25 protein-coding genes are annotated in these 25,868 nt (G+C 64.4%); 13 read left to right on the forward strand and 12 right to left on the reverse strand.

Annotated elements, in window-relative coordinates:
- From ISM_RS09960 to ISM_RS09970, 3 genes are read left to right on the forward strand one after another with little or no spacing between them, the layout of a single operon-like run.
- A complete protein-coding gene (locus ISM_RS09960; protein ID WP_009814029.1) occupies positions 1 to 678 on the forward strand; it encodes a hypothetical protein in 678 nt (225 codons plus the stop codon).
- Positions 671 to 1,363, forward strand: a complete 693-nt coding sequence (locus ISM_RS09965; RefSeq protein WP_009814030.1) for a hypothetical protein — start codon at positions 671 to 673, stop codon at positions 1,361 to 1,363. Before ISM_RS09960 ends, ISM_RS09965 begins: the two co-directional genes overlap by 8 nt.
- A gap of 20 nt (positions 1,364 to 1,383) precedes the next feature.
- The gene (locus ISM_RS09970) at positions 1,384 to 2,259 is read left to right on the forward strand and encodes a hypothetical protein (protein WP_009814031.1); all 876 of its coding nucleotides are present in this window, start codon (positions 1,384 to 1,386) and stop codon (positions 2,257 to 2,259) included.
- A 5-nt stretch (positions 2,260 to 2,264) separates the two neighbouring features.
- On the opposite strand, the gene ISM_RS09975 is transcribed toward ISM_RS09970, so the two are convergent.
- Entirely contained in the window at positions 2,265 to 3,494 is a 1,230-nt protein-coding gene (locus ISM_RS09975; protein ID WP_009814032.1) for a UbiH/UbiF/VisC/COQ6 family ubiquinone biosynthesis hydroxylase, read from the reverse strand.
- Between the two features lie 98 nt (positions 3,495 to 3,592).
- Between ISM_RS09975 and ISM_RS09980 the strand changes: the two genes are divergently transcribed.
- The 5 genes from ISM_RS09980 (at position 3,593) to ISM_RS10000 (ending at position 10,899) form a co-directional block, all read left to right on the forward strand.
- Positions 3,593 to 4,924: an amidase gene (locus ISM_RS09980; RefSeq protein WP_009814033.1), complete on the forward strand. Its 1,332-nt coding sequence runs from the start codon at positions 3,593 to 3,595 to the stop codon at positions 4,922 to 4,924.
- Between the two features lie 161 nt (positions 4,925 to 5,085).
- Complete coding sequence (locus ISM_RS09985; protein WP_009814034.1) at positions 5,086 to 6,264, forward strand: aminotransferase class I/II-fold pyridoxal phosphate-dependent enzyme; 1,179 nt, start codon at positions 5,086 to 5,088, stop codon at positions 6,262 to 6,264.
- A gap of 16 nt (positions 6,265 to 6,280) precedes the next feature.
- Positions 6,281 to 9,481 carry a DNA translocase FtsK gene (locus ISM_RS09990; protein ID WP_040618006.1) on the forward strand — a complete coding sequence of 1,067 codons (3,201 nt, stop codon included), beginning with the start codon at positions 6,281 to 6,283 and terminating at the stop codon, positions 9,479 to 9,481.
- Between the two features lie 98 nt (positions 9,482 to 9,579).
- Positions 9,580 to 10,167 (forward strand): exopolysaccharide biosynthesis protein, encoded by a 588-nt coding sequence (locus ISM_RS09995; protein ID WP_009814036.1) that lies wholly within the window; start codon positions 9,580 to 9,582, stop codon positions 10,165 to 10,167.
- Between the two features lie 111 nt (positions 10,168 to 10,278).
- Entirely contained in the window at positions 10,279 to 10,899 is a 621-nt protein-coding gene (locus ISM_RS10000; protein WP_009814037.1) for a LolA family protein, read from the forward strand.
- A gap of 90 nt (positions 10,900 to 10,989) precedes the next feature.
- Here ISM_RS10000 and ISM_RS10005 read toward each other — a convergent pair whose 3' ends face one another.
- Entirely contained in the window at positions 10,990 to 11,574 is a 585-nt protein-coding gene (locus ISM_RS10005) for a transglycosylase SLT domain-containing protein (RefSeq protein ID WP_040618446.1), read from the reverse strand.
- Between the two features lie 95 nt (positions 11,575 to 11,669).
- Positions 11,670 to 12,551: an AEC family transporter gene (locus ISM_RS10010; protein ID WP_009814039.1), complete on the reverse strand. Its 882-nt coding sequence runs from the start codon at positions 12,549 to 12,551 to the stop codon at positions 11,670 to 11,672.
- An 85-nt stretch (positions 12,552 to 12,636) separates the two neighbouring features.
- Between ISM_RS10010 and hspQ the strand changes: the two genes are divergently transcribed.
- Positions 12,637 to 12,963 carry a heat shock protein HspQ gene (gene hspQ / locus ISM_RS10015; RefSeq protein WP_009814040.1) on the forward strand — a complete coding sequence of 109 codons (327 nt, stop codon included), beginning with the start codon at positions 12,637 to 12,639 and terminating at the stop codon, positions 12,961 to 12,963.
- Positions 12,964 to 13,025: 62 nt separating this feature from the next.
- Here the strand turns inward: hspQ and ISM_RS10020 are convergent, their stop codons facing one another.
- From ISM_RS10020 to ISM_RS10030, 3 genes are all read right to left on the reverse strand, one after another.
- A complete protein-coding gene (locus ISM_RS10020; RefSeq protein WP_040618007.1) occupies positions 13,026 to 14,600 on the reverse strand; it encodes a gamma-glutamyltransferase family protein in 1,575 nt (524 codons plus the stop codon).
- A 420-nt stretch (positions 14,601 to 15,020) separates the two neighbouring features.
- Entirely contained in the window at positions 15,021 to 15,488 is a 468-nt protein-coding gene (locus tag ISM_RS10025; RefSeq protein ID WP_009814042.1) for an ATP-binding protein, read from the reverse strand.
- Positions 15,489 to 15,560: 72 nt separating this feature from the next.
- On the reverse strand, positions 15,561 to 15,917 hold the full coding sequence (locus tag ISM_RS10030) for an STAS domain-containing protein (RefSeq protein ID WP_009814043.1): 357 nt from the start codon (positions 15,915 to 15,917) through the stop codon (positions 15,561 to 15,563).
- Between the two features lie 90 nt (positions 15,918 to 16,007).
- Here ISM_RS10030 and ISM_RS10035 point away from each other — a divergent pair, with 90 nt between their 5' ends.
- Positions 16,008 to 17,180 (forward strand): thiolase family protein, encoded by a 1,173-nt coding sequence (locus ISM_RS10035; protein ID WP_009814044.1) that lies wholly within the window; start codon positions 16,008 to 16,010, stop codon positions 17,178 to 17,180.
- A 102-nt stretch (positions 17,181 to 17,282) separates the two neighbouring features.
- Positions 17,283 to 17,561 carry a hypothetical protein gene (locus ISM_RS10040; RefSeq protein ID WP_254655677.1) on the forward strand — a complete coding sequence of 93 codons (279 nt, stop codon included), beginning with the start codon at positions 17,283 to 17,285 and terminating at the stop codon, positions 17,559 to 17,561.
- Positions 17,562 to 17,645: 84 nt separating this feature from the next.
- Here the strand turns inward: ISM_RS10040 and ISM_RS10045 are convergent, their stop codons facing one another.
- Positions 17,646 to 18,293, reverse strand: coding sequence for a L,D-transpeptidase (locus ISM_RS10045; RefSeq protein WP_009814046.1), 648 nt, complete (start codon positions 18,291 to 18,293; stop codon positions 17,646 to 17,648).
- A gap of 345 nt (positions 18,294 to 18,638) precedes the next feature.
- Positions 18,639 to 20,078, reverse strand: a complete 1,440-nt coding sequence (locus ISM_RS10050) for an FAD-binding oxidoreductase (RefSeq protein ID WP_198011663.1) — start codon at positions 20,076 to 20,078, stop codon at positions 18,639 to 18,641.
- 299 nt (positions 20,079 to 20,377) lie between these two features.
- On the opposite strand from ISM_RS10050, the gene ISM_RS10055 reads away from it, so the two are divergent.
- Positions 20,378 to 21,031: a winged helix-turn-helix transcriptional regulator gene (locus tag ISM_RS10055; RefSeq protein ID WP_009814049.1), complete on the forward strand. Its 654-nt coding sequence runs from the start codon at positions 20,378 to 20,380 to the stop codon at positions 21,029 to 21,031.
- A gap of 39 nt (positions 21,032 to 21,070) precedes the next feature.
- Here the strand turns inward: ISM_RS10055 and ISM_RS10060 are convergent, their stop codons facing one another.
- Together ISM_RS10060 and ISM_RS10065 are read right to left on the reverse strand one after the other, a co-directional pair.
- Positions 21,071 to 21,451 carry an HIT domain-containing protein gene (locus tag ISM_RS10060; protein WP_009814050.1) on the reverse strand — a complete coding sequence of 127 codons (381 nt, stop codon included), beginning with the start codon at positions 21,449 to 21,451 and terminating at the stop codon, positions 21,071 to 21,073.
- Positions 21,452 to 21,467: 16 nt separating this feature from the next.
- Complete coding sequence (locus ISM_RS10065; protein ID WP_009814051.1) at positions 21,468 to 23,045, reverse strand: DUF5928 domain-containing protein; 1,578 nt, start codon at positions 23,043 to 23,045, stop codon at positions 21,468 to 21,470.
- A 143-nt stretch (positions 23,046 to 23,188) separates the two neighbouring features.
- Here ISM_RS10065 and ISM_RS10070 point away from each other — a divergent pair, with 143 nt between their 5' ends.
- Positions 23,189 to 24,007: a sulfotransferase family protein gene (locus tag ISM_RS10070; protein ID WP_040618009.1), complete on the forward strand. Its 819-nt coding sequence runs from the start codon at positions 23,189 to 23,191 to the stop codon at positions 24,005 to 24,007.
- A 137-nt stretch (positions 24,008 to 24,144) separates the two neighbouring features.
- Here ISM_RS10070 and ISM_RS10075 read toward each other — a convergent pair whose 3' ends face one another.
- Both ISM_RS10075 and nth read right to left on the reverse strand, forming a co-directional pair.
- Entirely contained in the window at positions 24,145 to 25,131 is a 987-nt protein-coding gene (locus ISM_RS10075) for an adenosine kinase (RefSeq protein WP_009814053.1), read from the reverse strand.
- A complete protein-coding gene (gene nth / locus ISM_RS10080) occupies positions 25,128 to 25,772 on the reverse strand; it encodes an endonuclease III (protein ID WP_009814054.1) in 645 nt (214 codons plus the stop codon). The genes ISM_RS10075 and nth overlap by 4 nt, the downstream gene beginning before the upstream one ends.
- Positions 25,773 to 25,868 lie beyond the last annotated feature (96 nt).

Here is a 25,868-nt window from a genome sequence, read left to right on the forward strand (position 1 = left end):
ATGGCGCGGCGGCGCGCATATCTCTCCTGGGCGTTCTGGGCCGTGCTGAGCGTCACGTTCCTTGGCGCAGGGCAGGGGGCCTCGGCCCAGACGGGATGCGGGGGAGAGTTTCAATATCCGGCGGATGAGATCGAGAGCGACATCATGCGCCAGATCCTTCTAGGCGCGCGGGGGGATATCGAGGAGTTTTTCAACTTCCGCTTTGACGCCTTCTGCATGGATGACGAGGAATACGGCGCCTATTACGATGTGCAGGGCAATTATCTCGTGGTGGGGAGCGAGTTTTTCCTCGATATCGCCAACCCGCCCGGCAACATCAACCGGGCGATTGCGGTGCTCGCCCATGAGGCGGCACATGCGTTTCAGGCCAAGCACGGGCTGCTCAACATGCTGGTCGAGACCAACCCGCACCGCGTCAAATGTATCGAATTGCACGCAGATTTTCTGGCCGGGGGCTATATGGGCTGGCGGGCGAAGAAATATAATGTCGATGCCCGCAATCTGACAGAAATGTTCTACGATCTTGGGGATGAGTTGGCGGGGGCGGATATTCACCATGGCCGCAAGGCAGAACGGTTCATATCCTTCCGACAGGGGTTTTTGACGGAAACGACAGACGAAATTACACTTTCAAGCGTGGGGATTGCCTATGTTTCACAAGCGAAATGCGATGAGTAAATTTCTGGGGCTCGCGGGGCTGGCCTTGGCCGGGCTCTGGGCCGGGCTTTGGGCGGGGCCGGGAGAGGCGCAACAGTTCAAGATGAACGTGGGCTGTCCGACGCTCGGCAGCGCCGACATTGGCAAATACACGATCGATGAGTTGAACAAGCTCTGCCACAACTCGGCCGGGACCAGCGCCGGGGGCACCGCACCGAGCCAGACCCAGATGGCCACCGCCGAGGGTGGCGCATCGCTGAGCTGTGGGCAGCACAAGGCGCTGGCGGCTTTTGCGCGGATGAACCCCGGCTTTGTCGAGGGCGAGACGAGCCAGGCGGTGGTTGAGAAATACTGCGCGGGCAAGCCCGATGACGCGGTGCCCGGCGGCAGTCAGGTGGGCGGCAATCTTCTCTCCGGGGTGTTCCGGTTCGAACGCGGCTATCACGGCAGCTATAGCGGGGCCAAGGCGCGGATCTGCAAACCGTATTACTCGGGCGATGCCTATCTGGAGCGGGGCCATATCACCTTTACCTCCGGCGGGCATACGTGGCGCGGCACGATCAGCGACAACAGCTTTCTGTCGATTACCCGCGAGGGCGTGACGCCGCGGCCCAAGAACCCGACCTCGATCAGCGGGCCGATGCTCGAGGCCGAGCTCTATAATGGTTACTGCGGGCGGGGATTTTTCCGCCTGTCGGCAAAATGAACCCAATCAGGGAGCAGGCAATGAGCAAGGTGATCGCATGGGGGGCGCTGGCGTGGCTGGCGCTGGGGCAGATGGCGATGGCGCAATCGGGCGAGGGCTGTCTCGCGCCGGATCAGCTGCGCGACAAGGACGTGCGCCGCCATGCGGCGCAGCTCGCTCGGGATGTCTGTATCTCGGAAATCGAGATCGCCGAACATGGCGTGCCGTGGCGGTTCACCGTGATCGAGAACAGCAAGCATCAACAGGGGCCGACGATTTTCCTGCTGCATGACAATGAGAACTCGGCCTTTGATACGGCGCTCTACGCGGTGCGCAAATATGGCGGCAAGCTTGTCGCGCTGGAGACCGGTGACAGCCGCGACTATCAGGGGCAGGATCCGAACCGCAATTTCGGTGCGACCGCGCAGGCGACCGCGCCCTGTGCCCAGATGCGGCGCAAACCGGCGCCGATCTTTACCAAGTTTCTCACCGACCTGCGGGGCCGGCGGCCGGGGTTCGTGCTGACACTGCACAACAACGCCAATGGCCATACCGGCAATGGCGGCTCGGGCGGCATCAGCGCGGCGCGGCAAAGCACGGTGATGAAGGGGCTGCCCGCGCCGGGCGGTGGCGACGAGGATGACGCGATCCTGCTGGCGGGCACGCAGCCCTTTGAGCAAAACGGCGCGGCGCAAAAGCTCGTGGCGCAGCTGCACAAGGCGCAGGTCAATGTGATCTATGAACATGTCCGGCCCGAGGGCAATGATTGCTCGTTTTCGAACTACATCGTGCTCAATCAGCTGGGCGATTACTACAATATCGAGGCGCAGCACGGCCACACCGGGCCGCAGAAGCGGATGCTCGATATTCTCATGGGGATTGAACGGGTCAAGGTGCGTGACCGGGGCGTGAAGTAACCCGGTCAGCGCATGAGATCGGGCAGGTCGCCGGTGAGTCCGGCGGCTTCGCGGATCAGCCCGCGGCGCAGCGGCGGCAGCGCGTTGACCAGCCCCATGCCAATGTCACGGGTCAGCCGCGCCAGAGGATTGTCGTTGGAAAACAGTCGGTTAGTCAGGTCCGTCGTCATCGCCAGCGTGGTCGTATCAAAGCGCCGCCATTGCTGATAACGACCGAGAACATCCGGCGCGCCGATGTCTTCGCCGCGCGCCTGGGCCTCGCGCAGAACCTGCACCAGGGCCGCCACATCGCGCAGTCCCGCGTTGAGACCCTGTCCCGCAATCGGGTGCAGCCCATGCGCCGCGTCGCCGACCAGCGCCAGCCTCGTGTCGGTGAACCGCTCTGCGAGGCTCAGCGCGAGCGGGTAGCTGTAGCGTTTGCCGCGCAGCCGGATGTCGCCCAGAAAATCGCCGAACCGGGGCCGCAGCATGTCGAGAAACCCGGCATCATCGAGCGCCATGAATTCGGCGGCGGTGTCGGCGGTCTCGCTCCAGACGATCGAGCTCACCCGGCCGGGCAGCGGCAGGATGGCGAGCGGGCCCGAGGGCATGAAGAACTGATGCGCAATGCCGTGATGCGGCGCGTCATGTTCGATGGCGGCGACAAGCGCGGTCTGCCCATAATCCCAGCCGCGCCGGGGGATGCCCGCGCGCGCGCCGGTGCCCGAGCTGCGGCCATCCGCGCCGACAAGCACCCGCGCCGTGAGGCTGCGCCCCGAGGCCAGCGTCACCTCGGCGCGCATGGCATCGCAGGACTGGGCCACGACGGTTTCGCCCGCGAGATGGGTGATCTTTGGCTCTGCCTCGAGCGCGTCGAGCAGGGCACGGCGCAAAAAGCGATCTTCGAGCATATGACCCATCGGGCCTTCTTCGATCTCGGCATGGTCGAAATGCAGAAAGAACGGCGAGAGCGGGCCTTCGCCCGCGCGCCCGTCGGAGACCTTGATCTCGAACATCGGCTGGGCGTTGTCCTCCACCCGGTCCCAGAGCCCGAGCCGGTCGAGCAGCCGCACCGAGGCCAGCGCCAGCGCATAGCTGCGCCCGTCGAAATCGGCGGCCTCATGGGCGGAGAGCGGCGCGGCGTCGATCACCGTCACAGTGAACCCGGCCTGCGCCAGCCCGAGGGCCAGCGCCGGGCCGCCAAGACCGCCGCCGACGATCACGATGTCGCTGTCGAAACTCTGTAAATCCGTCATGTGCCAAATATGGCCCAAGCTGTGGGATTGTCCATGCGCGCCAACCCGTCTAGCGTCGTTTCGACGCAAGAATTTACCGGGACGCGAAGGGGCGGGACATGCAGGAATGGCTTTCGATGAGCGCGGCAGAGCTGGGCCGGGGGATTGGCCGGGGTGAGATCGACGCCGAGGCGCTGTGCGAGACCTATCTGCAGGCGATTGCCGCCCATCCCTATGCCAAGCGCATCTATTCGGTGGTGACCGAGGATCGCGCCCGGGCCGAGGCGCGGGCGGCGGCGCGGCGGGCGCAACTCGGCCAGCGGCTGGGGCCGCTCGACGGGGTGCCGATCAGCTGGAAAGACCTGTTTGACAGCGCCGGCGTGGCGACCGAGGCGGGCTCGCAACTGCTCGCAGGGCGGGTGCCGGGGACGGATGCGGAAGTGCTGCGCAACGCGACGATGGCGGGGCTCGTCTGCCTTGGCAAAACGCATATGAGCGAGCTGGCTTTTTCCGGGCTCGGCCTCAACCCGCGCACGGCGACGCCGCCCTGTATCAATGATCCCGAGGCGGTGCCGGGCGGGTCGTCGTCGGGGGCGGCGGCGAGCGTGGCCTTTGGTCTCGCGGCCTGCGGGATCGGCAGCGATACCGGCGGCTCGGTGCGCATTCCGGCGGCGTGGAACGATCTTGTCGGGCTCAAGACCACCTCGGGGCGGCTCTCGTCCAAGGGGGTTGTGCCGCTTTGCGAACGGTTCGACACGGTGGGGCCCATTGGGCGCAGCGTCGAGGATTGCGCGCTCATGCTGGCGGCGCTCGATGGCAGCGGCACACCGGTCGATCTGCGGGGCGCGCGGCTCGAGGGGATGCGCTTTGCGGCGCTGCAGACCACGGTTCTCGACGAGATCCGCGACGCGCCGCGTGCCGCCTATGAGAATGCGGTAGAGCGTCTGCATGCCGCCGGTGCCAAGATCGAGCGGCTCGACGCGCCGGAAGTGGCCGAGGCGATGCCGCTCTCGGGGCTTTTGTTCACCGCCGAGGCCTATGGCATCTGGGGCGAGACGATCGCCGCCAATCCCGAGGTCATGTTCCCGCCGATCCGCGAGCGGTTCGAGGGCGGGCGCGATGCGCTGGCCTCGGATTACATCGCGGGCTGGCGCAAGCTCAACGCTCTGCGCGAGGCCTGGGCCGCGCGGGTGGCGGGCTATGACGCGGTGCTGATGCCGTCGTCGCCGATCCTGCCGCCCAATGCCGAACGGCTCTTGACCGACGACAGCTATTACGTGACCGAGAACCTTTTGGCGCTGCGCAACACCCGGGTGGGCAATCTCATGGGGCTCGCGGCGATGAGCCTGCCCACCGGCGTGCCGAGCTGTGGCATCATGCTCTGCGGGGCGGCATTCGGCGAAGAACGCCTCTTGCGGGTGGCGGCGGCGGCCGAGGCGGCGCTGTCCTAAGGGGTTGGAAACAGGGTCTTTTGGCCAGATTAGGGCCGGTCTCGCCCAAAATGCCACAATTTGAGGCAAGCCGCGTGGTTTTGCTGGACCTGAGAGGGATCGGCAGGTAGATTCACAGGAAACGGGGCGACAATGATCCCGTAACCTGAGGCAGTTTTCTGATGTTTCCCGAGCGGTTTTCAACCCTGCCGGAATACGCATTCCCGCGTCTGCGCGCCCTGTTGGACGTGCATGAGGCCGGGGGTGAGCCGGTGCATATGACCATAGGCGAGCCGAAACACGCGTTTCCGGCCTGGGTCACGGATGTGATCGCAAAGCATGCCGAAGGCTTTGGCCGTTACCCGGTCAATGAAGGTATTCCCGAGCTGCGCGCAGAGATTGCCGCCTGGATCGCCCGGCGCTATGGCGTGACGGTCGATGCCGAGCGCGAGGTGATGGCGCTCAACGGCACGCGCGAAGGGCTCTATAACGCGATGATGGCGCTTTGCCCCGAGGCCAAGGGCAGCGCGCGGCCCAAGGTTCTGATCCCGAACCCGTTCTATCAGGTCTATATGGTCGGCGCGCTGAGCGTGGCGGCCGAGCCCGTGTTTCTCAACGCGACGGCAGAGACCGGGTTTCTGCCCGATTTCGGCGCGGTGGCGCCCGAGGTGCTCGATCAAGTGGCGGTGGCCTATCTCTGTTCGCCGTCGAACCCGCAGGGTGCGGTGGCCGAGAGATCCTATTGGGAGCATCTGATCGGCCTCGCCGAAAAGCATGATTTCTATATCTTCGCCGATGAATGCTATTCCGAGATTTACCGGGGCGAGGCACCGGTGGGGGCCTTGCAGGTGGCGCGCGAGATGGGCGCAGATCCCGAACGCGTGGTGATCTTTCATTCGCTGTCGAAACGGTCGAACCTGCCGGGGCTGCGCAGCGGTTTCGTGGCGGGCGGGCCGAAGAGCATCACCCGCATCCGGCAGCTGCGCAACTATGCGGGGGCGCCGCTTCCGATGCCGCTGCAACATGCCGCCGCCGCCGTATGGGCGGATGAGGCGCATGTGATCGAGAACCGCGCCGCCTATGGCGAGAAATACGCGCTCGCAGATGAGATCATGGCGGATTTCCCCGGCTACCAGGGTCCGCAGGCCGGGTTTTTCCTGTGGCTGCCCGTCGAGGATGGCCAGGCGGCGGCGCTCAAGCTTTGGACAGAAACCGGCGTGCGGGTTCTTCCCGGCGCCTATCTGAGCCGCGACACGGACGGGGGTAACCCCGGCAAGCACTATATAAGAGCCGCGTTGGTGGCTCCAAAAGACGAGATGGCACAAGGGCTTATCCGCCTGCGTGACTGTCTCCAGAGATGACGAGGACGAGGGCAACATGGCTTATCAGGCACGAGGACGTGATCCGCTGTTGGACAGCAACATGGCTGAGGTGATCGAGCGACGCGGCAAGGAATTGCTGGGCTTCGGGCTGATTGTGGCCGGCCTGATCGTGGCGTTGATGTTCGGCTCCTACAGCCCCGACGATCCGAGCTGGATGTCGGCGGTGGATGCGCCCGTGCAGAACTGGCTCGGGGCCTTCGGGGCCAAGCTCTCGGCGGCGCTGTTCATGATCATCGGTCTCGGAGCCTGGGGCTTTGCCGCGCTGCTGGCGGTCTGGGGCGCACGGTTTGTGCTGCACCGGGGGCAGGAACGCGCCATGAACCGGCTGATCTTTGCGCCGATCTGGATTGCGGTGCTGTCGATCTATTGCACCACGCTCACCCCCGGCGAAGTCTGGGGCCAGGTCCATACCTTTGGCCTTGGTGGGCTTTTTGGTGACACGATCTTTGGCGTTCTGGTCAATATTCAGCCGATGTCCGGCAGTTTTGCCTTCCGCTTCTTCTCGCTGCTCTTGGGTCTGGCGGCGCTGGGCATGGGGGCCTTTGTTCTGGGCTTTGACCGCGATGAGCTGGGCCGGATTGGCCGCTATCTGCTGGTCAGCCTGATCATGACCTACAATTGGATCATCACGATGATGGGCCGGGGCGCGACCGGCGCGGCCTTTGTCGCACGCACCGGGGCCGAGAAACATGCCGAACGCCGCGCCCGGCGCGCCGAGGCACGCCCGGCGATGGCGGCCTCTGGCCCGCGTGACGCGCGGATCAGCGACGAGCCGCGCGTGACCATCGTGCCGCCGCGTCTCACCCGGGGCACGGCGCGGGATTATGAAGAACAAAGCGATCTCAGCGATCTGATCGAGCCGACGCAGGCCAGCCATGGCGCGCCGCGCATCGTGGCCCAGCGCGGCGCCGCCCCGGCGCCCGCCGCACCCGAGGCACCGCAGAAATCCGGCGGGCTGCTCGCCCGGATGCCGTCGCTCATTCGTCGTCCCGAGCCCACGCCGGAACCGGTCCTGCAAGCGGCCCCCGTGATGGACAGCGCCGAGCCGATGGGCGAGGACCGCATTCGCGCCAAGATCGCCGATGTCATCAAGACCCGCGTGCGTCAGAGCCCGTCGCTCCGCGTCGAAAGCGTCGCGCCGCTGACCAAGGGCCGTGGCCGTGGGCCGATCCCGCTGGTGCTCGACACCTCTGCGCCGCGCCGGGGTCTGCCGCCGGAACCGCCGCTGACCGCCCCGGCCGCCGGGCTGCCGCCCGAGCCGCCGCTCACCGCAGCACAGCGGCCCGCGATGCCGCATCCGGCACCGACCTATGCCGCGCCTGTTTATGCAGAGCCGGCCTATGCCGATATGTCCCATGCCGAGCCGACCATGGCGGACGCGGGCTATGATGCGGGTTATGTTGAGGCAGGCTATGCCGAGGCGGGCTATCTCGAGGCCGATCTCGACGATCTGCCCTATGGCGACGATCCCTATCAAACCCAGCCGGACGAGGCGCGCTATGCGCCCGCCGCCGCGGCCGCACCCAATGTTGCCGCCACTGCCGCACCCGTGACGCCGCGCATCCCGGTGCCGGAGCCCAAGAAAGTCGTGCAGCATCCGCCGCGCAAGGCGATGCAGCCCTCGACCCGTGCCGCCGCCGAAGCCCAGCCGAGCCTCGAGTTCGAAGAGCGTAACGCGGTGCAATATGAACTGCCGCCGCTGAGCCTGCTGCGCAGCCCGGAAACCATCCAGCGCCATCACCTCAGCGATGAGGCGCTCGAGGAAAACGCCCGGATGCTCGAAGCAGTGCTCGACGATTACGGCGTCAAGGGCGATATCGTCAGCGTTCGCCCCGGCCCCGTCGTCACCATGTACGAGCTCGAACCTGCGCCGGGTCTCAAGGCGAGCCGGGTGATCGGGCTTGCCGATGATATCGCGCGGTCGATGTCGGCCCTGTCAGCGCGGGTCTCCACCGTGCCGGGTCGTTCGGTCATCGGCATCGAACTGCCCAATGACAACCGCGAGATGGTGGTGCTCCGCGAGATCCTCGCGACCCGCGATTTCGGCGATGGCAACCAGCAACTGCCGCTGGCGCTCGGCAAGGACATTGGCGGCGATCCGATCGTCGCGAACCTCGCCAAGATGCCTCACCTGCTCATCGCCGGGACCACCGGCTCGGGCAAATCGGTGGCGATCAACACGATGATCCTGAGCCTTCTCTATAAGCTCACCCCGGATGAATGCCGGTTGATCATGATCGACCCGAAGATGCTCGAACTGAGTGTCTATGACGGCATTCCGCATCTGCTGAGCCCGGTGGTGACCGATCCCAAGAAGGCGGTTGTCGCGCTCAAATGGGTCGTGGCCGAGATGGAAGAGCGCTATCGCAAGATGTCTAAGATGGGCGTGCGCAACATCGCGGGATATAATGGCCGGGTGGCTGACGCCCAGGCCAAGGGCGAGATGTTCTCGCGCACCGTGCAGACCGGGTTTGATGACGAGACTGGCGAGCCCGTGTTCGAGACCGAGCAATTCGCGCCCGAGAAAATGCCCTATATCGTCGTGATCGTCGACGAGATGGCCGACCTGATGATGGTGGCGGGCAAGGAAATCGAGGCCTGCATTCAGCGTCTGGCGCAGATGGCGCGGGCGAGCGGCATTCACCTCATCATGGCGACACAGCGGCCCTCGGTCGATGTGATCACCGGCACGATCAAGGCGAACTTCCCGACGCGGATTTCCTTCCAGGTGACGTCGAAGATCGACAGCCGCACCATCCTTGGCGAAATGGGCGCCGAACAGCTTCTGGGCATGGGCGACATGCTCTATATGGCGGGCGGGGCGAAAATCACCCGGTGCCACGGGCCGTTCGTCAGCGACGAAGAGGTCGAGGAAGTGGTCAACAACCTCAAGGCCTATGGCCCGCCCTCCTATATCGGTGGCGTGGTCGAAGGCCCGGACGAGGAAAAGGCCGAGAGCATCGACGCGGTGCTCGGCCTGTCGACCGGCGGCAATACCGATGGCGAAGACGCGCTCTATGATCAGGCGGTGCAGATCGTCATTCAGGACCGCAAATGCTCGACCTCCTATATTCAGCGCAAATTGGCCATCGGCTATAACAAGGCCGCGCGCCTTGTGGAGCAGATGGAGGAAGAGGGGCTCGTCAGCTCGGCCAACCATGTCGGCAAGCGCGAGATCCTCGTCCCCGAGCAGTAATGCGCCAATAAAGAGCTGAACCTTTTTCGCGCCCGGGCGTTGCCCCCCAGAGTACAGCACTTGGTACACCACTTGGGGAAGAGGCGCGGGGAAGGGTCATGGCGGAGATGCATGAAGCCACCGATATGGTGGAAGAGATGCAAGATCTTGGCGAACAATCCGATGAGGTTTCGGTGCGCGACATGGTCGAGGCGCTGGGCCATCGCGGCTTTGGGCCGCTGATCTTTGTCCCCGCGTTGGTGGTCGTGTCGCCGCTCGGCGGCATTCCGGGGCTGCCGTCGCTCATGGCGCTGGTGATCGTGCTCATCGCGGCGCAGATCCTCGTCGGGCGCGACCATTTCTGGCTTCCCGACTGGATTGGCTGCCGCGCGGTGAGCGATGACAAGGTCGACAAGGCCACGCGCAAGATCCACGCCGCGGCGGAATGGCTCGACCGGCATGTGGGCGAGCGTCTGCCACGGTTCACCGGCAAGGTGGCCCAGATGGTCGGCGCGCTGGCCGTGATCGTGCTGTGCATCATGGTGCCGCCGCTCGAATTCCTGCCCTTTGCCGCTGTGATCCCGATGCTGGCCATCGCCATCATTGGCCTCGCGGTGACGGTGCGGGACGGCGTTTTGATGCTGGTCGGTCTGACCGCCGCAGTGGCGGCCTTGATTGGCGGGCTATACATGCTGATATCCATGTAAGCGGGGTTTGATATCGCATAACAGGGGCCAAGACCCCAGATTGAGCCTCAAGGTGCCGCCCAGAGCAGAGACTGCAACAGCGGCATCAGGTATGAAGGAGTAGAACAGTCGATGATGAACCGCAGACAGATACTGGCCACCGGGGCCGCCTGTGTGGCACTGGCCGCACCGATCCCGGCCACCGCCGCCGAAAAGCTCTCGCTGGGCGAGATTTCGCGCTATCTCAACGGTATCACCACCGCCAGCGGCGATTTCACCCAGATCAATGACGATGGCACCGTGAGCAAGGGCCGGGTGATCATCAAACGCCCCGGTCGGGTCCGCTTCGAATATGCGCCGCCCGATCGCACGCTCGTGGTCTCTGACGGCTCGACCGTGGGGGTCATCGACGGCAAATCGAACGAGCCGCCGCAGGGCTTTCCGCTCAACCGGACGCCGCTGTCGATCATTCTGGCGCGCAATGTCGATCTGACCCGCGCCCGCATGGTCACCGGCCACCGTGTCGATGGCGCGAAAACCATCGTGCAGGCGCAGGATCCCGCCCATCCCGAATATGGCAATATCGAGCTGGTCTTTACCGGCTCACCGGTCGAGCTGCGGCAATGGATCATCAATGATGGCGACGGCGCCCGCACCACCGTGGTGCTCGGCGGGCTGCGCAAGGGCGGCAATTTCAGCAATGACAAATTCGTCATTCCGGGCCTCAAGCCGGGGGCGGCCAGGGACCGCTAAGCGACAGCTGATCCGTTTGGAACACGAAAAACCCCGGCAGGGCGGCGGCCCGGCCGGGGTTTCTCTTTGTGTCGCGTCTGGCGCGGGGTATCAGCTACAGCTGCGCAGCTGACGCCGGTAGGTTTCGGCACGGTCGGCCACTTTGGAGGCCACGCCCACCAGCCACGGCTTGCCGTTATAGGTGCCGCGTTTGTAGCCGGTGCGCCCCTCGTGATAGGCGAGATATTGGTTGCGCGCGTCATGCAGCGGGATGCCGAGCCGATCCCGGGTGCCGACCATGTACCAGCCCATGAAATCGGTGGCGTCGCGGATGTTGTCGCGCCGCGCCCGGTGCTGGCCGCGCTCTTCGACATATTCTTCCCAAGTCCCGTCGAGCGCCTGGCTATAGCCATAGGCCGAGCTGATCCGCCCCATCGGGATCACGCCCAGCGTATAGCGGAACGGCGTCCGCGCATCGCTGTCGAACTTGCTTTCTTGATAGATCGTGGCCATCTGCACATGCACCGGAACGCCCCATTTGCGTTCGGTCGCCTGGAAGGCGCGAAGATAGCCCGGTCGTTGACTGAGAATCGTGCAGGCATTGTCCAGCCCGTCGGGGGATTCCCCAACGCCGCCGCCCCGGCCACAGGCCGCAACAAGTGTCAACAATACCAGCGCGTAAAGACGTCTGCTCATCTGCCTCTCGCTTTCATTATATTTTTTTAGCATTTTAGCGCATTTCGCGGTGACATGAAAACGGGAATTTTGCGTCCCGCGCGTCTTTGCGCCGCTCAGATCAGCACCGACAGCAACAGCGACAGAAATGGCACGGCGAGCAGGGTCGAGACCACCACCAGCCCGGCGACCGCCTCGGCATCGGCCTCGTATTTCGTGGCCAGAAGATAGCCGGTGACCGCCACCGGCGTAGCCATCTGCAGCACTAGCACGCCAAAGGCGACGGGGCCCAGCCCGAACCAGTGGCCGATGCCCCAGCCGACCCCGGCGCAGACCGCGAATTTCACGACGCTCAGCGCCACGGCAGGGCCGATCCTGCCGGGGGACAGCCGCCCCACCGCGACGCCAAGGGTGATGAGCATGAGCGGGATCGCCATTTGGCCCAGCAGGGTCAGCGTCTTGGTCACGATCTCCGGCGTCTGCCAGCCCTGCCAGAGGCAAAGCGCCCCGGCGAGCGTCGCCCAGATCATCGGCTCGCGCAGCATCCGAAGCCCGGCGCCGCGCCCCGCCACCAGCTTGATCCCAAAGGTGAAATAGCCCAAGGCCGAGATCGCCAGCACCACCACCGCGATCTCGAGCCCCTCTTGCCCAAAGGCAAAGAGCGCCAGCGGCAGGCCGATATTGCCGGTGTTACCAAAGAGGAAAGGCGCCAGATAGGTGCGCAGGTCATAGCCCAGCCCACGCAAGAGCCCCCAGCCCACCAGAGCCACCGCCAGATGCGCCAGCACGGCGGCCAGCGCCACCCGGCCCAGCGCCGCCAGATCGGCCTCGGCCTGCATCAAGGCGGTAAAGACCAGCGCCGGCACCGCGAGGTTCATCGCCAGCCGCGAGACGAACTGCAACGGGTAGTCGAACCCCAGCCGCATCCAGCCAAATCCGATGCCCGCGAGCAAGAAAACAGGGGCGACGACGCCGATAACTGTCACGACGAGGTTCACAGACTGTTTCTCATCTTTCCCGGCTTCTCCATTGGACAAATCCCCCTTGAAACCTTTAGGATCACTGGTTAGGGGCTGCAATGATATGTTAAAAACACGCGCGAAATATAATCTCGGACAGGTTGTCCAGCACAAGAAACATCCCTTTCGCGGTGTTGTCTTCGATGTCGACCCTGAGTTCTCGAACACCGAGGAATGGTATGATTCCATTCCCGAAGACAGCCGCCCGACCCGGGATCAGCCCTTCTATCATCTGCTCGCCGAGAATGATCAGAGCTACTATGTCGCCTATGTGAGCGAACAGAATCTGATCGCCGATTACTCTGGCGTGCCGGTGGAACATCCCGACATTCCCGATCTCTTCGGGCCGTTCGAAGACGGGCAATACCCGCTCCATTTCCATCTGAACTAGGCGGCGCGACCGGGGTTAACCTGGGCCGCGCCACTGTTGCTTGTGCCGGGGCGCGCCGGGCCTCAATAGCCCAGCGCGCAGCCGTCCTTGCGCGGGTCCGACCCGCCGATCAAGAGCCCGTCGGGCCGGGCCACGATGGCCTGTGCGCCGCCGATGGCGGTCTCGGGGATTTCCACCTCATGCCCCATATCGGCGAGCTTGGCGCGCACGCTGTCGTCATAGCCGCGTTCCACCTGCATCTTGCCGCCCGCCGCAAAGGCCCGGGGCGCGTCGATGGCGGCCTGAATATCCATGTCGAAATCCAGTAGGTTGGAGACGAGCCGCGCATGGCCGTTGGGTTGATAGGCGCCGCCCATCACGCCAAAGGGCATCACCATGCCGCCCGCATTGCGCAGCACGCCCGGGATGATCGTGTGCATCGGCCGCTTGCCACCCTTGAGCTCGTTCGGATGGCCCTCGGCGAGGGTAAAGCCCGCGCCACGGTTCTGAAAGCCGATGCCGAAGGTCTCGGAGGCGAGCCCCGCGCCAAACCCGTGGAAGGTCGAATAGATGAGCGACACCGCCATGCGATCACGGTCGATCACGGTGATATAGATGGTTTCCTTATGCACCGCCTCGGTGAGCCGCGAGACATGGGTCATGGCGCGGGTCGGGTCGATAAGCGCCGCCAGACCGTTGGCCAGATCCTCGCTCAGCATGAATTGCACCCGCGCCGTATGGTCGGGGTCGGCGATGATCCGGTCGCGCGCGTCATAGGCGAGCTTGGCAGCCTCGGCCTCGATATGGGCGCGTTCGGCACCCCAGGGGTCCATCCCGGCGATGTCGAAACGCGACAGGATATTGGCCATGAGAATGCCCGTGGCGCCCTGGCCATTGGGCGGATGCTCGACGATCTCATGGTCCTTGTACTGGCCCGAGATCGGCGTGGTGTCATTGCCCCGATGGTTGGCAAAATCGTCGAGCGTGTGCACGCCGCCCGCCGCGCGCAGGGCGGCGACCATGTCCTCGGCCACGGGACCTTCGTAAAACCCGGCCCTGCCAGAGCGGGCCACATGGCGCAGCGCCTCGGCCTGGCCCGCGCTCTTGAAGATCTCGCCTTCGCGGTAGGGCTGGCCGTTGTTGAGGAAATGGGTCTTGCCATGACCCTTGAGGGCGCTGGCGGCGATGGGCCAGTCAAAGGCCACGCGCGACGCGACCGGCACGCCCTCGTCGAAATAGCGGATCGCTGGCGCGAGAAGCCGGTCGATGCCGAGCTTGCCTTCGGTTTCGGCGAGGCTGCAGAAGGCCTCGACCGCGCCGGGGATGGTCACCGCTTCGACCTCTTGCAGTGGCACGGTTTTGAGCCCGCGGGCGCGCAGATCAGCAGCGTCGAGCGCAGCGGGCGCGCGGCCCGAGCCGTTATAGCCCTTGATCGCCTCGCCGGGGCGGCCCCAGAGCACAAAGCAATCGCCGCCAAGCCCGGTCATCTGCGGTTCGCACAGGCCGAGCAGCACCGCCCCGGCAATCGCCGCATCCATTGCATTGCCGCCGTCTTGGAGAATCGACACGGCGACCTGTGCGGCCAGTGGGTGCGACGTGGCGCACATCCCGTTTTGGGCCAGAACGGGGGAACGGCCGGGCCGTTGAAAATCTCGCATGAAAGGCTCCTTCCTTGTCTTGGGAGGGAGACTAGGCGCGCGCGCGGGAAAAGCCAATTGCCGCCGCGCAGATATCCGGGGATCGGGCGGGGCGGGCAGGGGGTTCATATCTGTGCGAATGAAAAAAGGGCTGGCGCGGGAGGCGCGCGAGCCCGGGGAGATGCATAAAACCTCGACGCCGCGTACTGGGTGGGGGCTGTTAAACGCGGCGCCGAGGGAAGCCTTATGCAGCTACAGGATCCTGTATGCCGGTGATTCCTGACCGCAATAGGGGCAGAGTTTGACCAATTTGCGGCAGAGTTAACTTTCCGCCGCGCCCCTGAGGGTTGTGATCTCTCCTGTCGGGGAGATCAGCGTCATGGGCCTTGGGCCGCAGGATCAAAGGAACAAGGCCGCGCCCGTCCCAAGGGCAGGGCGGGTTCAGCCGTCGCGGGGCAGGCGGGTCTCGGGCGAGATGGTAAAGCCGAGGATCAGGCAGTTTTCCTCGCCCTCGCGGCGATAGGTCAGCGTATCGGCGAGGCTGCGGATCAGGTGCCAGCCAAACCCGCCCTCGGGCAGGCTGGCCCGGTCCTCCCCCGGTTCGGGGGGCGGCGTGTCGGGCAGGCGATGGTCGGGCATCGCATGCCCCTTATCGCGGATCTCGATATAGAGAATGTCGCCAAAGGGCCGCGCGACCAGCGAAAACCCCGCCTCGCGCCGCCGGTAATAGGCATGTTCCACCACGTTGTTGAGCGCCTCGGCGACCGCGATCTCGACCGTGCTGCAAAACGCTTCGGTCAAGCGACGCGAGGCGAGCCAGCCGCGCGTGTCGGCCAGCGCGGTGCGCACGGCCAGCGGGTTCGCCCGAAGGGCAAGCGCAAAGCCGATGGGATCCGATTGATCGGTCATCTCTCAACCGGGCCGCATGAGGGGCCGGATGAGGGGCCGGGGCAGGGCGCTGGCATCAGTCATCTGCGTGCATCACCCGGCCAATTGCGCGCTGGCATCGCTGGCATGCGCGTGGATGGCGAACACGGTGTCCATCCGTGTCAGGCGAAACACCTTGTCCACATCCGCCGTCAGCCCGGCGAGATGCATATGACGGTCGGCCTCGAGCGCCTTCATCGCGCCGACAATCGCGCCAAGCCCGCTCGAATCAACAAAGCTCACCTGCGAGAGGTCGAGAATGACATCGCCCGCGCCACCCGCGGTGAGCCCGCGCATCGCGTCCTTGAACTGAATGGCGACCGAGGCATCAATGCGCGCGGCATTGACCGTGATCACCGTGGCCCCCGCGCCGCCGGGCGGCCCGGGTATCGGATTGCTGGACAGCTCCATGTCACCTCCGCACATAGGTACTAGTACGGCTGAGGCTAGACCTAAAACCTTACCATTCGGTATTCAGACCCAAACGAGGAGGATGAGATCATGAAAGACGTGGTGATTGCCGGGGCGGCGCGGACGCCCATGGGGGGATTTCAGGGCGCCTTTGATGGCGTGCCGGCGGCGACGCTCGGCGGGGCGGCGATCCGCGCCGCGCTGGCTGATGCCAAGGCTGCAACGGTGGACGAACTGCTGATGGGCTGTGTGTTGCCCGCGGGGCAGGGCCAGGCGCCGGCGCGGCAGGCGGGCTTTGCCGGGGGGCTGGGCGAAGAGGTGCCGGCGACCACGCTCAACAAGATGTGCGGCTCGGGCATGAAGGCCGCGATGATGGGCTTTGACCAGATCGCGCTCGGCCATGCCGAGACGATGATCGCGGGCGGCATGGAGAGCATGTCGAACGCGCCCTATATGCTGCCCAAGATGCGCGGCGGGGCGCGGATCGGCCATGGCGAAGTGGTCGATCACATGTTCCTCGACGGGCTCGAAGATGCCTATGACAAGGGCCGGTTGATGGGCACCTTTGCCGAGGATTGCGCCGAGCATTACCAATTCACCCGCGAGGCGCAGGACGCCTATGCGATCGGCTCGCTCGAAGGGGCGTTGGCGGCGCAGAAATCCGGTGCTTTTGCAGGCGAAATCGCGCCTGTGACCCTGTCCTCGCGCAAGGGCGATGTGACCGTGTCGGAGGATGAGCAACCGGCCAAGGCGCGGCCCGAAAAGATCCCGACGCTGCGGCCAGCGTTCCGCGAGGGCGGCACGGTGACGGCGGCCAATTCGAGCTCGATCTCGGACGGGGCGGCGGCGCTGGTGCTGGCGTCACGGGCGGCGGCAGAGGCGCAGGGGCTCAACATCCGGGCGCGCATCGTCGGCCATGCCAGCCATGCGCAGGCGCCGGGCTGGTTCACCACCGCGCCGGTGCCTGCCGCGCGCAAGCTGCTCGACCGGATCGGCTGGTCGGTGTCGGATGTCGATCTGTGGGAGGTGAACGAAGCCTTTGCCGTGGTGCCGATGGCCTTCATGCATGAGATGGGCCTGCCGCGCGATGTGGTGAATGTGAACGGCGGGGCCTGTGCGCTCGGCCATCCGATCGGGGCCTCGGGGGCGCGGATCATGGTGACCCTGCTCAACGCGCTCGAGACCCGGGGGCTCAAGCGGGGGGTGGCGGCGATCTGCATCGGTGGCGGCGAAGGCACGGCCATCGCGATCGAGCGCGACTGAGCGATCACACCGCCCTTGGATCAGCGGTGGGATGGGCGGAAAGCGCTGGTTTTTCAGCAAAGAATCGCCCATCCTGCCGGCAAACCAAGGGAGATCACGATCGTGAAAAAACAATTTTGGCTAATGGCCTGTGCCCCTGTGCTGCTGGCGGCTTGTGAGCCGATGCCGCAGGCCAACACATCGCCCGAGGGCTTTCTCAACGAACTGCCGCCCAGCCTGATCGAGATGGCGGCGCCGAATCAGGATCTGACGGCGGTGAGCATCGATCCCAATGACGGCTGCTATCTCTATCGCTATCGCGGCCCGGTCGAGACGACGATGCTGCCGCTGCGCGCGCGCAATGGTCAGCCGATCTGTTCGCGCCCGCCGGAATCCGTCTGACCGGCGACACGGGGTCGTTCAGCGGCCTCTAAGAAACGCAAAAGGCGCGCCCCGTGGGACGCGCCTTTTTCATGTCTGGCTGGATCAGACCTCGGGGGCGTAGAGATGCGCCGTGGCGCCGATCTTCACATGCTCGTAGAGGTCGTTGATATGGGCCATGACCATGCGCACGCAGCCCGAGCTTGCCCGGCCACCGATCGAGCGCTGGTTGGGCGAGCCATGGATGCGCAGATAGGTGTCGCGATTACCGACATAGAGGTAAAGAGCGCGTGATCCCAAGGGGTTATTGGGGCCGGCGTCCATGCCATCGGCGTGCTGCGCATAGAGATGCGGATCGCGTTTGATCATGTTCGCGGTGGGCGTCCAGGTCGGCCATTTCGCCTTGCGCCGGATCGAATAGGTGCCCGGCTCGTAGAGATTGCCGCGGGCGATGGCCACGCCATAGCGCATGGCGGTTCCGTCGGGCTGAATGTGATAGAGATAGCGGGCCACCGCATCGACATGGATGTCACCCGAACGCAGCCCGTCATTGGCCTCGACCACCTGCGGCAGAAAGCGCGGGTGCAGGCCCCAGGGGTTCGAGGTGAAGGGGTCGTAATCGGCGGGTGTGACCTGGGCATCCCATTGCGACCATTTCGACCGGTTCGTCGTCGGTGCGGCCAGCGCGGGGCTGGCGATGGGGGCCGAAAACATGGCTGCCGCCGAAATCACGAAATGGCGTCTGGTCAACATGGGTTAAGTCCTCGGTTGCGGCGTTTACAAAACTGTCGGGTTTAAAAATATGGTGCCTGTTGTCATAGGTCCAGTCACCACCCCGTGTGCAATGAGAAAAGCGCATAAAGACGGTGATTGGTTCCCAAATCCGTGAATTTGGTGGCAGAAATGTCAAACTTTGACAGGTCTCCGGGGCGAATCGCCTGAGGAATCAGACCCTCTGAAAGGGCGTTTTCGGCGCTCACATCCAAGGTTTCGGTACCACGTCGGTATTACGACGGTATCGCGACAGTATGGCCCCGGCCCGCGCGGGGCAGGCCGGGACCGGGTTGAAACAGCAGATTTATTTCGCCGTCTTCGGTTTTATTTTGCCGCCACCGGAATTTTCTGCGGCGCGATGTTGTGATTGGCCCGGAAGAGATTGCCGGGGTCATGGCGCGCCTTGATCTCGGCCAGCCGGGCGAGATTGCCGCCATAGGCCTCGGCGAGGCGGCCCGGCTCATCCTCGGGGATGAAATTCACATAGACGCTGCCCGCCGCATGCGGCGCGGTGGCGTCAAAGAGATCGCGCGCCCAGCCGATACAGGCGCGGTCCTTGGCCGGGTCCTCCCAGCGGGTGTGCACATTCATGGTGAAATGCGCCTGCCGCTGGGGAAAGGCGGTGGCGTCGCTGGCGACCCGCGCCATGGCTCCGCCGACATGGGCGATGAAAACCTCCGAGGCCGGATCGGGGAGATCGGCGGCAGCGGCGAGAATCGCGTCGATGGCGGCGTCGCTCAGCGCGGTGAAATCATGGCTCTTCCAGTAGTTCCGCGCCCCCGGGGTGAGCAGCGGATCAAAGGCCGCCTGCCAGCCGGTGAAAGGATGCGGCGAGATCACATCGGCAATCGGCGCGCCAAGGCCGCGCAGCTCTGCCATGGCGGCCTCGCCCTCGGCCATGTCGCCGGCATAACAGGCGCCAAAGATCAGCACCTCGCGCCCGTGCCACGCCTCGGGCAGGAAGGGCAGCGGCGGCGCCTTGCGCATCACTGCCCAAACGGTGAGCTCGTCCGGCGCCCGGTCGCAGATGCCGCGAAATTCCTGCAAGAGTTCCCGCGCCTCGGCGAAAGGATGCACGATCAGCCCCGACAGGACCTCGGGCCCGAGCGGATGCGCCTGAAACTCGAAGGCGGCCACCACGCCGAAATTGCCGCCGCCGCCGCGGATCGCCCAGAAGAGATCGGGGTTCTCCTCGGCGCTCACATGGCGGAGCTGACCGTCCGCGGTGACCAGCTCGGCCGAGACGAGATTGTCGACGGTCATGCCGAATTTGCGGGTGATCCAGCCAAAGCCGCCGCCCAGCGTCAGCCCCGAGATGCCGGTGGTGGAATTGACGCCCGAGGGCACCGCCAGCCCATAGAGCTGGGTCTCGCGGTCCATATCACCCAAAAGCGCGCCGGGATCGACATGCACCCGCCGCCGCGCCGCGTCGACATGGACCGAACGCATCTGCGACAGGTCGAGCAAGAGCGCGCCGTCGATCACCGCCAGCCCGGCGATCTGATGCCCGCCCGCGCGCACCGCCATCAGCAGATCATTGTCACGGGCGAAATTCACCGCCATCTGGATGTCGCCAGTGCCGAGCGCCCGGATCACCAGACCGGGCCGCCGGTCGATCATCCCGTTCCAGATCGTGCGCGAGACGTCATAGCCCGCCTCGTCCGGCGCGATGAGCGCCCCGCGCAGCCCGCCTGCCAGCGCCGCCAGCGTCTCTGCCGCGAGCTCTCGCGTGCCGCCGCTCAGCGTTTTCAATGTCACACTCATGATCCTATCCTCTCCTGATATCCCTGTGGGATGTGAAAGCCCGGACAGCATCGCAGAGAGGGGCGGCGGCCAGATAGTGCAGGGTCTGTACCACGAGGTCCAGTTTCTGAACTGGAGCGGGGAGGCGCGAGAACGCTAGGGTTGTGCTATACTCGCCGCCATGCGGCCCGCCTCTTCGGCCTGTTCATTCGGCACGTGGAGGGCCAATCGGCACGTGGAAGGGCGGGGCGCGACAATGGTTTCCGAGTGAGGGAGAACCCATGGCCCATAGCAGTTACCGTCAATTTTGTCCCGTCGCGATGGCGGCGGAAATCCTCTGCCGCCGCTGGATGATGCTGGTCATTCGCGAACTGGTGGCAGGCACCACCCGGTTCAACGACCTGCGGCGCGGGGTGCCGAAAATGTCGCGCAGCCTGTTGGCGACGCGGCTGCGCGAGCTCGAAGATTTCGGCGTGATCGAGCGCCATCTTCTGTCGCATCAAAGCGGCGTGCATGAATATCGGCTCACCGAAGCGGGGCGGGATCTCCTGCCGGTGGTCGAGGCGGTGGGCAATTGGGGGCAGAAATGGGTGGAATCGCGGCTGTCGCTGCGCAATCTCGATGCCTCGCTGTTGATGTGGGATATGCACCGCAATCTCGACCCTGCGCCGCTGCCGAACCGGCGCTGTCTGATCCAGTTCTGCTTTCCCGAACTGCCGCCGCGACAACAGAATTATTGGCTGGTGGTCGAGCCCTCGGGCGATGTCGAGCTCTGCCGCGATGATCCGGGGTTCGAGCTCGACCTGCTGGTGACCACCGATCTGCACAGCATGACGATGATCTGGATGGGGCTGGCCACGGTGCAGGAGCTGCGCGAGCGGCTCGATCTGTCGGGGGACCGCGAGATTGCGGCAAGGATGCAGACCTGGCTCGGGCTGAGCCCCTTTGCGCCGACGGAACGCCGGGTGTCCTGATCCCCGGCTGTCTTATGCAGGAGGCTCAGGCCGGTCAGGTCAGTCCTTGGCGAGCATCCGGCCGAGCATCCGGCCGCCGAGGATGTGCAGATGGAAATGGGGCACTTCCTGCACGCCATCCTCGCCGCAATTGGTGATCGCGCGATAGCCCGCCCCGGCGGCCCCCGGCGCCACGCCGGTCATCCGGCAGACATCGGCGACGCTGCGGTTGAAGTCGACGATTTCGGCATCGCTGGCGGTGCTGGCGAAATGGTCATAGCAGACATAGGGCCCCTTGGGGATCACCAGCACATGCACCGGCGCCTGCGGCGCGATGTCGTTGAAGGCAAGGCTGTGCTCGGTCTCGAGCACGGTGTCGTTGGGGATCTCGCCGCGCAGGATCTTGGCAAAGATATTCTGGTCATCATAGTCGTAGGGCATGCAGGTCCTTTCGCGGTCAATCCGCGTAGAGGTGATCGGTTTGCGCTATTTCAATGGCCTTGTCGGCCGAGATGTCAAGGAAGCGGGCGATCTTGGCGGCGTTTTCCTCGGTGCTGTCGGACTGTCGCATGGTGAAGTGATTTTCGAACTCGGCATCGCGGATGCGGTCGCTCTCAAACGTCATGTCCGAACGGATCGTCGGCAACAGCCGTTCCAGCGTTTCCTGCGGTGTCTGTTCACCCGCGAGCCCGACGCGCATGGCATGGCCGATGAGATATTCATCGGTGAAATCGCATTGCACCTCGAGCAGCCGGGTCACCGACCGGTCGCCGCAGAAATCCTGCAAGAGATCGAGACTGGCGGGATCGAGACAGATGATCATCTGATCGGTCTCGTAATAGTCGAACAGCATCCGCATCAGCGCCCGGCGGTGGCGGTGGCGTTTCTCCATCGTCGACTGAATGCCGCCGAGATCGGGCAGCGGCGTGCTGTCCTCGTTGAAGAGATATTCGATCGCGGTCAGGTTTGTCGCCTGCCGCACCGCGGTCAAAAGCCGCTTGGCCACATGCCATTTCTTGCAGACCACGATCATCAATTCGCGCTGCCGGCCGAGCGTGCTCTCGGTCTCCCAGAACCGCATGGCAAAGCGCCGCCCGATGCGGCCGCGCCCGGTGAGGAATTTGAACAGCGACCGCCCCTCGTTGGAGATCTTGAACGTCGCCGCTTCGTCGGAATAGAGCGCGCCGAGCCGCTGTTTGAGCTCGGTCGCCTCGGGGCTGATCTTGCGGGCAAAGAGGAAATCCTGGCTCAGCAGCAGATCATAGTGATCATTGTAAAAGGTCTGCGGCATCCCGTAATCGGTGAACATCAGAAAGGTGAGCGTGCGCGTCTCGATCTCGTGATCGGGGACGACATGGCGCACCAGCGTCTGAAAGAAGGTCTCGTCAGGGATCCAGGTGGTGCGGAAGAACCGCATCACATCACGCCGCCTGCGGGTAAACTCGAGAATCCACTCGATGGTGCGGCGGCGCAGGCACCACCATTGGCTGCCGATCATCACTTGGATATCGGCGGGGATCGCGCGCGACAGGCCAAGCCGGCGCTGCAGGTTCATCGAGGCGTAGAACAGCCTCTTGCTGTTGCGCTCGTTGAAATAGTGGCGATAGATCAGCCGCTCTTCCTTGATGCCGGTCTTGATCCAGTCGCTGTCGAAATAATCAAAGCTTTCGATGTAATCGACATCGCGGGCATCGAGAAACTCATGCGCGTAATGCGCCGATTTGATCGCCGCGCAATCGCCCGAGAGCATGTAGAAATGCGTGGCCCGGGGAAAAGCCTCGACCGCCGCCTCGACCGCATAGAGCGTCGCCTGCACCAAGGACCATTCGCCCCAGCCGCATTTGATCCGCTTGCGGGCAAAGGCCACATTGGGATTGTCGGCCAGCGCCTCGCGGATGCGGGCGAAATGTTCGGGCTTGGCGCGGGCGTCGAAATGGATGGCGATATAATCCCCCGCCGCCGTCAGCATCTCGGCCTGACCGATGATGGCCTCGGGGTCTTTGTGACACAAAAGGATATATGCGATTTTCGCCATACTGGAAACGACTGGCCCTCAGTTTTAGGATTGTTTACAGTGATAGTGCTGAATAAGCATTGAATAAACAGGCATTTCGGGTTTTTTTGTTGAATGGAACATGGACGGCGCAACGGAGCGGTCCGTGGTTGGAGGTGAGGAATATGGGCTTTCCCGGGACATGGATGACCGAGAGCGAAAGTGTGGTCTATCGAGTGGTGCCGAAATGCGCCTGCTCGACCATCGGCCAGATCATGTATTACTCCGATCACGGGACCTTCTTTGATGGCGACATCCATGACGCCAAGGGCGGCATGCACAAATGGGCGCTGGACGAGAGCCAGGCGCTGATCACCCGCAACGTCCAGGCGCATGATTCCTACGCCTTCACCTGCGTGCGCAACCCCTACACCCGCATCCTGTCCTCCTTCTTCGACAAGATCTGCGGCATTCAGCGCAATGGCAGCCGCTATCGCGGCAAGCTGGTGCCTTTGTTGATCCAGAAATACGGCATCGAGGTCGGCGGCGAGGACGGCAAGCAGGAGTTCGACCAGATCAAGAGCTTCCGCCGCTTCCTGCTCTTTGCCCGCGACACCATCCGCTGGCGCCGCCCGATGGAGCCCGACATCCACTGGTCGGCCCAGGCCGGCCATATCTCGACCTTCATCGTCAACGGCGGCCGCTACGACAAGATCTTCTGGACCGAGAAGTTCAACGAGGGCATGGGCGAGGTGCTGAGCGCCATCGAGACGCCGAAACAGGTCGATCTCGACACGATCCCGCGCTTTAACGAAAGCGAAGGCCACGGCCCGAAACGCGCCCATCCGGTCGAAGACTACTTCGACGATCTGGCGATGCATCTCGTCTACGAGATCTATCACCGCGATTTCGAGCTGTTCAAATACGATTTTGAAGACCCGTCGAACAAGATGCCGACCGGCGAGATCGATCTCGACGAGGTCCACGCCAAGCTCGGCGACTAGAGGCAAGCGGGGAAGAGGGGCGCGGCCCCTCTTGGCCTTGCGGCCAATTCACCCCGGGATATTTCAAGCCAGAAGATGCGCCTCTTTCTGGGTCCAAATACCCAAATCCGGCGGCTGCCGCCGGGCTCAGACGGGGCTCAAACGAGCCCTTCGGCGCGGAACATCTCCAGCACATCCGCCTCGGGGCGCGCGCCATAATGGGTGATCACCTCTGCCGCCGCGATACAGCCCATGCGCCCGGCCACCGCCATCGGCACGCCGGAGACGAGCCCAAAGAGGAAACCGGCGGCGAATTGATCGCCCGCGCCGGTGGTGTCGAGCGGCTTGATCGGGGTGACGGGCACCTCGGTCACATCCTCGCCCCGGTGGATCGTCACCGCATCGCCTGAGCGGGTGCAGACCACGAGCCGGGTGTCGCGGCTGGCCTGGGTCAGGGCGGCGTCGAGATCCTCGGTCTGGTAGAGGGCGCGCCATTCGTGATCATTGCCGATCACATAATCGAGCTCGCGCAGCAGGGCGCGGAAATCGCTGCGGTGGCGGTCGACGCAGAACGGGTCCGAGAGCGAGATCCCCGCCAGCCCGCCCGCCTCGCGGCAGATGCGCGCGGCTTCGGTAAAGGCCGCTTTGCCGCGCGGTTTGTCGTAGAGATAGCCTTCGAGCAGCAGCAGGTCGCATTCACCCGCGACACTGTCATCGACATCTTCGGGGCCGAGCTCGGTCGAGATGCCGAGATAGGTGTTCATCGAGCGTTCGCCATCGGGCGAGACGAAGATCATCGAGCGCGAGCTGGTCTGGTCGCCGCCGGGCACTGGCGCGTTGACGAAATGGCTGCCCACATCGCTCATCGCCTTGGCGTAGTAGCGGCCGAGCGCGTCGTCATTGACCCGGCCGATGAAGCCGGTGGTGAGGCCCAGCGCGCCCATGCCCGCCACCGTGTTGGCGACCGAGCCGCCGGGGGCCTGGGTGCGGTTCTGCATTGCCGCATAGAGCGCCTCGGCGCGGTCCTGATCGATCAGCGTCATGACGCCTTTTTCGATGCCCATCTCTTGCAGAAACGCGTCCTCGCATTGCGAGATCACATCGACAACGGCATTTCCGATGCCGACGGCCTGATAGGTGCTCATAGGGTCTTGTCCTCGAATTGGCAGAGATCGCGGATGATGCAGGTCGGGCACATCGGTTTGCGCGCTTTGCAGTGATAGCGCCCGTGCAGGATCATCCAGTGATGGGCGTGATGTTGGTAATCGGCGGGGATCTGGTCCTCGATGGCGCGTTCCACCGCCACCACATCCTTGCCCGGGGCGATGCCGGTGCGGTTGCCAACGCGAAAGATATGGGTGTCGACGGCCTGGGTGGGCAGGCCCCACCACATGTTGAGCACCACATTCGCGGTCTTGCGGCCGACGCCCGGCAGGCTCTCGAGGGCGGCGCGGGAATTGGGCACCACCCCGCCATAGTCGTTGACGAGGATTTCCGACATGCGGATCACATTCTTGGCCTTTTGCCGGAAGAGCCCGATGGTCTTGATATGCTCGGTCAGCCCCTCGAGCCCGAGGTCGAGCATTTTCTGCGGCGTGTCGGCAATCGGCCAGAGCGCCCGGGTGGCGCGGTTGACGCCCGCATCGGTGGCCTGCGCCGAGAGCGCCACCGCCACCACCAGCGTATAGGCGTTGACATGTTCGAGCTCGCCCTTGGGTTCGGGCTCGGCCGCGTGGAAGCGGGCAAAGATCTCGCGGATCGTGTGATAATCGAGCTGCTTGGCCATGGCCAAAGCTATGACCGGATTTGCCGGGATGCGCAATATTCGGGTCGCGCGGGGGGGCGGCGGCGGGCTAATCTCTTCATGAGACCTGCCCCAAGA

This window comes from Roseovarius nubinhibens ISM, assembly GCF_000152625.1.
Lineage (GTDB): Bacteria > Pseudomonadota > Alphaproteobacteria > Rhodobacterales > Rhodobacteraceae > Roseovarius > Roseovarius nubinhibens.

Excerpts from the sequence above, each read along its gene's own strand:
- ISM_RS09960 (WP_009814029.1), top strand. The coding sequence starts at position 1 with ATGGCGCGGCGGCGCGCATATCTCTCCTGGGCGTTCTGGGCCGTGCTG.
- ISM_RS09965 (WP_009814030.1), top strand. The coding sequence starts at position 671 with ATGAGTAAATTTCTGGGGCTCGCGGGGCTGGCCTTGGCCGGGCTCTGG.
- ISM_RS09970 (WP_009814031.1), top strand. The coding sequence starts at position 1,384 with ATGAGCAAGGTGATCGCATGGGGGGCGCTGGCGTGGCTGGCGCTGGGG.
- ISM_RS09975 (WP_009814032.1), bottom strand. The coding sequence starts at position 3,494 with ATGACGGATTTACAGAGTTTCGACAGCGACATCGTGATCGTCGGCGGC.
- ISM_RS09980 (WP_009814033.1), top strand. The coding sequence starts at position 3,593 with ATGCAGGAATGGCTTTCGATGAGCGCGGCAGAGCTGGGCCGGGGGATT.
- ISM_RS09985 (WP_009814034.1), top strand. The coding sequence starts at position 5,086 with ATGTTTCCCGAGCGGTTTTCAACCCTGCCGGAATACGCATTCCCGCGT.
- ISM_RS09990 (WP_040618006.1), top strand. The coding sequence starts at position 6,281 with ATGGCTTATCAGGCACGAGGACGTGATCCGCTGTTGGACAGCAACATG.
- ISM_RS09995 (WP_009814036.1), top strand. The coding sequence starts at position 9,580 with ATGGCGGAGATGCATGAAGCCACCGATATGGTGGAAGAGATGCAAGAT.
- ISM_RS10000 (WP_009814037.1), top strand. The coding sequence starts at position 10,279 with ATGATGAACCGCAGACAGATACTGGCCACCGGGGCCGCCTGTGTGGCA.
- ISM_RS10005 (WP_040618446.1), bottom strand. The coding sequence starts at position 11,574 with ATGAGCAGACGTCTTTACGCGCTGGTATTGTTGACACTTGTTGCGGCC.
- hspQ (WP_009814040.1), top strand. The coding sequence starts at position 12,637 with ATGTTAAAAACACGCGCGAAATATAATCTCGGACAGGTTGTCCAGCAC.
- ISM_RS10020 (WP_040618007.1), bottom strand. The coding sequence starts at position 14,600 with ATGCGAGATTTTCAACGGCCCGGCCGTTCCCCCGTTCTGGCCCAAAAC.
- ISM_RS10025 (WP_009814042.1), bottom strand. The coding sequence starts at position 15,488 with ATGACCGATCAATCGGATCCCATCGGCTTTGCGCTTGCCCTTCGGGCG.
- ISM_RS10030 (WP_009814043.1), bottom strand. The coding sequence starts at position 15,917 with ATGGAGCTGTCCAGCAATCCGATACCCGGGCCGCCCGGCGGCGCGGGG.
- ISM_RS10035 (WP_009814044.1), top strand. The coding sequence starts at position 16,008 with ATGAAAGACGTGGTGATTGCCGGGGCGGCGCGGACGCCCATGGGGGGA.
- ISM_RS10045 (WP_009814046.1), bottom strand. The coding sequence starts at position 18,293 with ATGTTGACCAGACGCCATTTCGTGATTTCGGCGGCAGCCATGTTTTCG.
- ISM_RS10050 (WP_198011663.1), bottom strand. The coding sequence starts at position 20,078 with ATGAGTGTGACATTGAAAACGCTGAGCGGCGGCACGCGAGAGCTCGCG.
- ISM_RS10055 (WP_009814049.1), top strand. The coding sequence starts at position 20,378 with ATGGCGGCGGAAATCCTCTGCCGCCGCTGGATGATGCTGGTCATTCGC.
- ISM_RS10060 (WP_009814050.1), bottom strand. The coding sequence starts at position 21,451 with ATGCCCTACGACTATGATGACCAGAATATCTTTGCCAAGATCCTGCGC.
- ISM_RS10065 (WP_009814051.1), bottom strand. The coding sequence starts at position 23,045 with ATGGCGAAAATCGCATATATCCTTTTGTGTCACAAAGACCCCGAGGCC.
- ISM_RS10070 (WP_040618009.1), top strand. The coding sequence starts at position 23,189 with ATGGGCTTTCCCGGGACATGGATGACCGAGAGCGAAAGTGTGGTCTAT.
- ISM_RS10075 (WP_009814053.1), bottom strand. The coding sequence starts at position 25,131 with ATGAGCACCTATCAGGCCGTCGGCATCGGAAATGCCGTTGTCGATGTG.
- nth (WP_009814054.1), bottom strand. The coding sequence starts at position 25,772 with ATGGCCAAGCAGCTCGATTATCACACGATCCGCGAGATCTTTGCCCGC.